Annotated in this window: 7 protein-coding genes and 1 pseudogene; 4 read left to right on the top strand and 4 right to left on the bottom strand. The window is 67.7% G+C overall.

From position 1 onward, the window contains the following. Both BLR21_RS23620 and BLR21_RS23615 read right to left on the bottom strand, forming a co-directional pair. A pseudogene (locus tag BLR21_RS23620) lies at positions 1–592 on the bottom strand (hypothetical protein); the annotation flags it as partial. A 71-nt stretch (positions 593–663) separates the two neighbouring features. Further along, positions 664–1,323 carry a hypothetical protein gene (locus BLR21_RS23615; RefSeq protein ID WP_143027844.1) on the bottom strand — a complete coding sequence of 220 codons (660 nt, stop codon included), beginning with the start codon at positions 1,321–1,323 and terminating at the stop codon, positions 664–666. 442 nt (positions 1,324–1,765) lie between these two features. Here BLR21_RS23615 and BLR21_RS23610 point away from each other — a divergent pair, with 442 nt between their 5' ends. After that, a complete protein-coding gene (locus tag BLR21_RS23610; protein WP_090008293.1) occupies positions 1,766–2,221 on the top strand; it encodes a peroxiredoxin in 456 nt (151 codons plus the stop codon). Between the two features lie 5 nt (positions 2,222–2,226). On the opposite strand, the gene BLR21_RS23605 is transcribed toward BLR21_RS23610, so the two are convergent. Then, complete coding sequence (locus tag BLR21_RS23605) at positions 2,227–3,684, bottom strand: molybdopterin-dependent oxidoreductase (RefSeq protein WP_090008389.1); 1,458 nt, start codon at positions 3,682–3,684, stop codon at positions 2,227–2,229. Positions 3,685–3,861: 177 nt separating this feature from the next. Next, complete coding sequence (locus BLR21_RS23600; protein WP_090008291.1) at positions 3,862–4,512, bottom strand: fasciclin domain-containing protein; 651 nt, start codon at positions 4,510–4,512, stop codon at positions 3,862–3,864. Positions 4,513–4,698: 186 nt separating this feature from the next. Here BLR21_RS23600 and BLR21_RS23595 point away from each other — a divergent pair, with 186 nt between their 5' ends. The 3 genes from BLR21_RS23595 to BLR21_RS23585 all read left to right on the top strand — a co-directional run bounded on the left by BLR21_RS23595 (position 4,699) and on the right by BLR21_RS23585 (position 7,107). Continuing rightward, the gene (locus BLR21_RS23595; protein ID WP_090008289.1) at positions 4,699–5,298 is read left to right on the top strand and encodes a sigma-70 family RNA polymerase sigma factor; all 600 of its coding nucleotides are present in this window, start codon (positions 4,699–4,701) and stop codon (positions 5,296–5,298) included. Next, the gene (locus BLR21_RS23590) at positions 5,295–6,017 is read left to right on the top strand and encodes an anti-sigma factor (RefSeq protein WP_090008288.1); all 723 of its coding nucleotides are present in this window, start codon (positions 5,295–5,297) and stop codon (positions 6,015–6,017) included. The genes BLR21_RS23595 and BLR21_RS23590 overlap by 4 nt, the downstream gene beginning before the upstream one ends. Before the next feature lie 106 nt (positions 6,018–6,123). Beyond that, positions 6,124–7,107: a fatty acid desaturase family protein gene (locus BLR21_RS23585; protein WP_090008285.1), complete on the top strand. Its 984-nt coding sequence runs from the start codon at positions 6,124–6,126 to the stop codon at positions 7,105–7,107. Positions 7,108–7,127: the final 20 nt, after the last annotated feature.

The following is a 7,127-nucleotide window of genomic DNA, read 5'->3' as shown; positions in this document are numbered from 1 at the left end:
CCGAACTGACATTCGTGTGGCACTCAGCCAGCACACAGACGCCGTAAGCGCTGTTGCCGCCGGTGTCACCCGAGTCGCCCGAGTTACCGGAGTTGCCCGACCGCGCGGTGTTCGAGCTCGTGGCGTCGCCGCCGTCGCCCGAATTGCCGCCGTCACCCGCGGTCGCATCGGCGTTCTTCGCACGACCCGCCGCAGTGGCGTCGCCGCCGTCACCGGCGGAGCCGGAGTTCCCACCCACGGTGTTGCTGTGGTTGGAAGCATCGCCGGTCGCACCCGTGGCACCGGTGTCACCCGAGTCGCCCGAACTGACATTCGTGTGGCACTCAGCCAGCACGCACACGCCGTAGGCGCTGTTGCCGCCGGTGTCACCCGAGTTCCCGGAATCGCCCGAGTTGCCGGACGTGGCGTTGTTCGAGCTGGTGGCGTCGCCGCCATTGCCCGAATTCCCGCCATTTCCACCGTTCACGACCGAGTTCACGACGTCACCGACGCCGCCGAGGAGACCGTTGCCTCCGGTGTCGGCGCTTGCCATCGCCGTTCCGAACAGGAGGAATCCTCCCGAGAACGCTGCGGCGAGCAGGCCGCGTCGCACAGAGTTGTGCATTGTCGAACCTTCCTGTCAATCAAGCTTGGTGATCTGGTCGGCTTGGTTGGCAGGAGTGGTCAACTGGGATGATTGCGGCCGTAGTAGTAGCACCACGACCCGTGGACCTGGTGATCCGTGACCACCACGAGCGACTCGCTGCTCGGACGAACTCCCGATTCTGCCGGGAGGTCCGAGAGCACGAGACCCGTCGATCCACTCGACGACGCCGATCCTGTTGTGCCGGGTAGAGCCAACGGCACGTCAGGTGACGGCTGGGAGGGCGCTTCGATGGGCGGCGCCACGTCAGGTGCGTACATCTGTTGCTGCCGCGGTGTGGTTGCCGGCGCGACTCGGTCGGACAGCGCTGCGGTGTTGATCTCCGGCACGGGCTGCGCGGCGACCGGAGGCGGAACTTCCGCCTGGTCAGGCGGCTGTACCACCGGCGGTTCCACGACCCGCGGCACCACCGGGACCGTGCGCGCCACGGGGGCGAGCACCGGCGCCGTCACGGGTTGGAGTGGCTCCAACACCGGACTCAGGGCGTGCACGGCGGTATCCACGGTCGGCGCCAGCACCGGTTCGGTCACGGGAGCGACGAGAGTGACGACCCCGTCCAGCAGGCCGGGCGGGTCACCCTCGTCGGCACTCGCCACTCCGGCGGACAGGAGGCCGAATCCGATCAGGAACCCGGCCACACCGAGTGTCCGCCGCAGTGTTGTGGAGCATGTCGACTTCATGTAATCACCCCCTTTCGACGAATCAGCACCTGTACGTCTGGGTATTCGACACCCCACGGACACTGGTTCACTCGAAAGTGGAAGAGATTTGGTTGTCGCAGCTCAAAGACACAAACTAATTCAAAACATCAATTCATGACTACTTTGCGACACAAGATCACGGACCGCATGTTGACACACAGTGAGCACAGGAACGGCCGCGTCCCTGTGCGCCCGGATCCAATCGTGGACGCACAGGGACGTGCGTGGCGCCGTCCCGAGCCGGCTGAACCGCATCTGGCGGATCCGCGCTCTCTACATCCGTGCGACGGGATGGTTCCGGATCGGCTACACCGCCCGATCCACCTGATGGAGTGACCAAGGACCGAGTTCAGCGGATCCACCGGTGCCAAACGTGAGTCGGCACACCAATCCATGCCGTTCGCGAACACGAAGACCCACCATGAAACAAGGAGACATCGCCCCAGACTTCACGCTGCCCGACGACACCGGCACACCCCGTACGCTGTCGAGCTTCCTGGCCTCCGGCCCGGTCGTGCTGTTCTTCTACCCGGCCGCGATGTCCGGCGGCTGCACCACGGAGAGCTGCCACTTCCGCGACCTGGCCGAGGAGTTCGGCGAGGTCGGCGCGCACCGGATCGGGATCAGCCCGGACGCGGTGGGAGCGCAGCACCGGTTCTCCACCGCGCACGGCTTCGACTACCCACTCCTGTCCGATGTGGACGGTGCGGTCGCGAGGCAGTTCGGCGCCTGGCGGCGCTTCAGCCCTCTGCACGCGAAGCGGCGGACCTTCGTCATCGGTACCGGCCGCGAGATCCTCGCTGTCATCAAGGGGGAGCTGAAGTTCAACGCTCACGCGGACCTCGCTCTCGAGGTCCTGCGCGAACGTGCCGCCTAGGACGCCTAACCCGCCACCGAGGTGAACACCATCGAGTGCCAGCCGGTCGCGCCGTCCGGGATCGGGGCGGCGCGCTCGCTGGTCTGGGTGGTGCCCTTCCGGTCGGTGGCGCGGCATTCCACGGTGTGGTTGCCTTCCTTGAGGTCCAGCTCGATGCGCCACATCCGCCACGTGTCGACGTTGACCTCCCGGCTCAGCGTCGCATCCTGCCAGGGCCCTCCGTCGACCCGGACCTCGACGCGGTCGATGCCGATGTGCTGGGCCCAGGCGATGCCCGCCGCGACGAACCTGCCCGCCGGCACCCTCTCGAAGGACTTCGGCCGGTCCACCCTCGACATCACCTTGACCGGGGCCTTCTTCCCCCAACCTCGCTGCGCCCAGTACGGGTCGAACGTGTCGAAGGTGGTGAGTTCGGCGTCCACCAGCCACTTCGTCGCCGACACGTAGCCGTAGAGGCCCGGTACGACCATGCGGACCGGGAAGCCGCGCTCGATCGGCAACGGTTCGCCGTTCATCCCCAGCGCCAGCATCGCGTTCGAGCCCGGCGCCATGATCTTGTCGACCGGGGTGCCGCACGTCCAGCCGTCGACGCTGGTCGTCGCGAGCTGGTCGGCACCGGGACGCACACCCGCTTCGCGCAGCAGGTCGGGCAGGGAGACGCCGATGAAGTTCGACGTGGAGATGTACGGGCCGCCGACCTCGTTGGACACGCACACCAGCGTGATCGTCTTCTCCACCAGCGGACGCCGCAGCAGGTCGTCGTAGGTGAGCACCATTTCGTTGTCCACCATGCCGTGCACGCGCATGCGCCAGTCCTCGGCGCGCAGGCGAGGCACGGTGAGCGCGGTGTCGACGCGGTAGAACTTCTCGTTCGGCGTCAGGAACGGCGGTGTGCCCTCACGGGCGAAGTCGGCGTCGAACGGGATCTCCGGCGCGGTCTCCCTGGGCCGTAGCTTGATCGCACGCCGGGAGGCCTCGACGTCCACCCGGCCGGCGAGCAGCTGACCGCCGAGCGCGGAGACTCCGGCACCGACCGCGATCGCCGCGGTCGTCAGCAGGAACCTGCGCCGCTCCGGCACGACCGCGGGCACCGCCTGGGACCACAGCCAGCGGAAAGCGACGACACCGGCCACGAGGCTCGCCAGCGGGGCGAGTACCGACCACCCGGTCGTCGTCGGCCTGGCCAGCACCGCGGCGATGCCGAGGAGGCCGAGCAGCGCGGCGAGGACGGTGCCGGGCCACGGACTGCGGCGCGACAACAGTCCCGCCACCACGCCGAGGCCCGCGAGCACGACCGCCATGCTGCCGAGCAGCACCAGCTTGTCGTTCTCGCCGAACGTGCGGATCGCGAAGTCCTTGACCGGATGGGGTGTCAGGTCGATCGCGGTGTTTCCGACGGCGAGGAACGGCGAGGCCAGTGGACTCACCAGCCCTGCGACGAGATGCCCTGCCGCCAACGCCATGGCCACCGACACAAGGCCGATGAGGACGGATCGTGTTGCCTTCACATCTGTTGTTCGGAGCAGTCCGCCGAGTGGATTGGCTCACGCACGAGGTTCTGCCGAATCCACAGTGGACCGGCGCACAGCACTGGGCACTCACGTCCGAGACGTGAGTGCCCAGTTGTCACGCGGGTGATGTCAGGCAGGCATCAGGACCGAGTCGATGAGGTACACGGTGGCGTTGGCGGTCTTCACGCCACCACAGATGACGTTGGCGTCGTTGACCTTGATCGCGTTGCCCGAACCGGTGACCTTCACGGTGCCGGTCTGCACGGTCTTCTGGTCACCGGCGATCTTGTCGGGCGAGATCTGGCCGGGCACGACGTGGTACGTGAGGATCTTGGTCAGCAGCGCGTCGTCGGTCTTGAGCTTCTCGATCGTCGCCGCGTCGATCTTCGCGAACGCCGAGTCGACCGGCGCGAACACCGTGAACTCAGCGCCGTTCAGCGTCGAGACCAGGTTCACCTTCGGGTTCAGCTTGCCGGACACCGCGCTGACGAGCGTGGTGAGCAGCGGGTTGTTGCTCGCCGCCACGGCGACCGGGTCAGCGGCCATGCCCGACACCGAACCGGCACCGGACGGAACCTGCTTGGCGTAGTCGGCACAACCGGGGCCGACGAGGTCCTTGGCCGGGTCGGCCATCGCAGCCGAGGACTGGGTGGTGGTCGTGGTGGGCGCGACGCTGGAAGTACCGCTGCCGGCCGTGTCACCCGAGCCGCACGCCGCGCCGAACAGGGCGAGCGAGGCGGTGCCGATGGCCAGGACGGTGTTGCGGACGGTCTTGTTCATGACGGGACATCTCCAAGGGGTGATCGAGCAGTTGCTACCCGTGATTCGCCGCCCCTCGGGAAGCGGATGGGTGCGGTTATGAACCCGTTACCAGCCGTGCCCCGAGGTGATGACGCATTCCGAACCGATCCATCTGCGGCCCTGCTGCGAACAACAGGAGGACGACCGCAGAGGAGAGGACCTGGGATGCCAGAGCGTGAGCGGGCACTGCAAAGCCTGCGGAGCACCCCTCATGACGTCGGCCCGACCGCCGACGACCTGCTCGCGCTGGTCGCACGGGGCGACGAGGCCGCGTTCGAACGGCTCTACGACGTCGTCACCGGCGCGGTGTTCGGGCTGATCAGGCGCGTCCTGCGGGACCAGGCGCAGTCGGAGGAGGTGTTCCAGGAGGTGATGCTCGAAGTGTGGCGGACCGCGACCAGGTTCGACCCCGCCCGGGGCAGCGCCACCACCTGGATCCTCACGCTGACGCACCGCCGGGCCGTCGACCGCGTCCGGTCCGCCCAGGCCGCCACGCATCGTGAGGACCGCGCGGCCCGTCTCGACCCGGCCAGGCCGTTCGACGAGGTGAGCGAGCAGGTCGAAGGACGGCTCGAGCAACGTCAGGTGCGCCGCTGCCTGAGCTTCCTGACCGACCTGCAGCGCGAGTCCGTCCTGCTCGCCTACTACCAGGGCTATTCCTATCCCGAGGTCTCGAGCCTGCTGGGCATTCCGCTCGGCACGGTCAAGACCCGGATGCGCGACGGCCTGATCCGACTGCGGGACTGCATGGGGGTGACCGGATGAGGACCGCATCCGCTGATCTGCACACGCTCACCGGCGCCTACGCCGTCAACGCGCTGTCGGACATCGAACGAGCCGCCTTCGTGGCGCACCTGACCCGGTGCCAGAGCTGCGCGATCGAGGTCACCGAACTCGCGGCCACGGCCGCACGGCTGGGCGTCGCGGTCGAGTCACCGCCACCGCCCCAGCTCCGCGCCCGTGTGCTCGCGGCGGCGGCCGAGACCCGCCAGCTGTCCCCGCACACGGCACGCGTGCCGGACCCGCGCCGCAAGCGCTGGGCGGGAGGGCTGCTCGCGGCCGCCTGCCTAGTCGCCGCGGTGTTCGTGACGGTGCAGTACTCACAGTCCGATCAGGAACGGCAGCTGGCGCAGCTCTCCAGCGAGTACAGCCGGTTCTCCGACTTCCTGTCCACGCCGGACGCCAAGCTGATCAACGGCAGGGCAGCGAACGGCGCGACCGGCACCGCCGTCGTGTCGGCCAGCCGCGACGAGGCGCTGTTCCTCGCCAGGGACCTGCCGCAGGCACCCGACGGGCACACCTACCAGCTCTGGCGGATCGGCGCCGACGGCGACCCGCACCCGGCCGGGCTGCTCGACTCGCGGTCCTCACCGGTCGTCGTCAGCGGGCTCACCGGAACGCAGGAGATCGCACTGACCGTGGAGCCGTCGGGAGGTTCGGAGCAGCCGACCACACCGGTGGTGATGGCGATGCCGGTCGGGTGAACCAGCGCGACGGTCCTCTCTGCCGACGCCAGTATGACCGGTGTGATTGGTAACGACTTCATGGGCCGTGCATGACTTCGTAGCCGCGATCAGGCATTCTGCGGAAATGGCACTCCGGCAGGCGAGCGACTTCGCTCAGTTGTCCACCGAGATCAAGCAGGCTGGCCTGCTTGCTCGGCGGCGCGGTTACTACTTCACCCGGATCGGCGTGAACCTCCTGGTCTACGCGGCGGCCTGGGTGGCGTTCGCGCTCCTGGGCGACTCGTGGTGGCAGCTCGCGGTGGCGGTCGTGCTGGCCGTGATGTCCACGCAGCTGGCTTTCATCGGGCACGACGCGGGCCACAAGCAGATCTTCGCGTCGAAGAAGTGGAACGAGATCACTGGCTACGCCCACAGCGGACTGGTCGGCGTCAGCTACGAGTGGTGGGTGGGCAAGCACAGCCGCCACCACGCCAACCCGAACCACGAGGACGAGGACCCGGACGTCGACATCTCGGTGCTGGCGTTCACGCAACGACAGGGCGCGGCCAAGCGCGGACCACTGCGGTGGATCGCCTCGCGCCAGGCGGTGTTGTTCTTCCCGCTGCTGTTGCTGGAAGGCTTCGCGCTGCACTGGCACTCGATCCGGTACTCGGGCCGCGAGCGGACCGTGATGATCGCGAACGTCGTGGTGTACCTCGCGGTCGTGTTCTGGGTCCTCTCCCCCGTGTACGCGGTCACGTTCATCCTGGTGCACCAGGCTCTGTGGGGCTTCTACATGGGATGTTCGTTCGCCCCCAACCACAAGGGCATGCCGGTGCTGTCGGCGGGACACTCGCTCGACTTCCTGCGCAAGCAGGTGCTGACCTCGCGCAACATCCGGGGCGGCTGGTTCGTGGACATCCTGCTCGGCGGGTTGAACTACCAGATCGAGCACCACCTGTTCCCCAGCATGCCCCGGCCGAACCTGAAGCACGCGCAGGCGATCGTGCACAAGTTCTGCGAGCAGCACGGGATCTCCTACGCCCAGTGCGGCCTGTTCCGTTCCTACGGGTACGTGCTGCAGCACCTGCACGAGGTCGCGCAGCCGTTGCGCAAGGCCACGGTCTGATCCACGGATGTCCTGAAGTG

The sequence above is a fragment of the Lentzea albidocapillata subsp. violacea genome, assembly GCF_900100275.1.
Lineage (GTDB): Bacteria > Actinomycetota > Actinomycetes > Mycobacteriales > Pseudonocardiaceae > Lentzea > Lentzea violacea.
Note: the sequence above shows the minus strand (reverse complement) of the source record. Positions and strands in the feature narration are given on the sequence as shown.

Coding starts and splice junctions, on each gene's coding strand:
- BLR21_RS23605 (WP_090008389.1), bottom strand. CDS start 3,684: ATGGCGTTGGCGGCAGGGCATCTCGTCGCAGGGCTGGTGAGTCCACTG.
- BLR21_RS23615 (WP_143027844.1), bottom strand. CDS start 1,323: ATGAAGTCGACATGCTCCACAACACTGCGGCGGACACTCGGTGTGGCC.
- BLR21_RS23590 (WP_090008288.1), top strand. CDS start 5,295: ATGAGGACCGCATCCGCTGATCTGCACACGCTCACCGGCGCCTACGCC.
- BLR21_RS23610 (WP_090008293.1), top strand. CDS start 1,766: ATGAAACAAGGAGACATCGCCCCAGACTTCACGCTGCCCGACGACACC.
- BLR21_RS23600 (WP_090008291.1), bottom strand. CDS start 4,512: ATGAACAAGACCGTCCGCAACACCGTCCTGGCCATCGGCACCGCCTCG.
- BLR21_RS23595 (WP_090008289.1), top strand. CDS start 4,699: ATGCCAGAGCGTGAGCGGGCACTGCAAAGCCTGCGGAGCACCCCTCAT.
- BLR21_RS23585 (WP_090008285.1), top strand. CDS start 6,124: ATGGCACTCCGGCAGGCGAGCGACTTCGCTCAGTTGTCCACCGAGATC.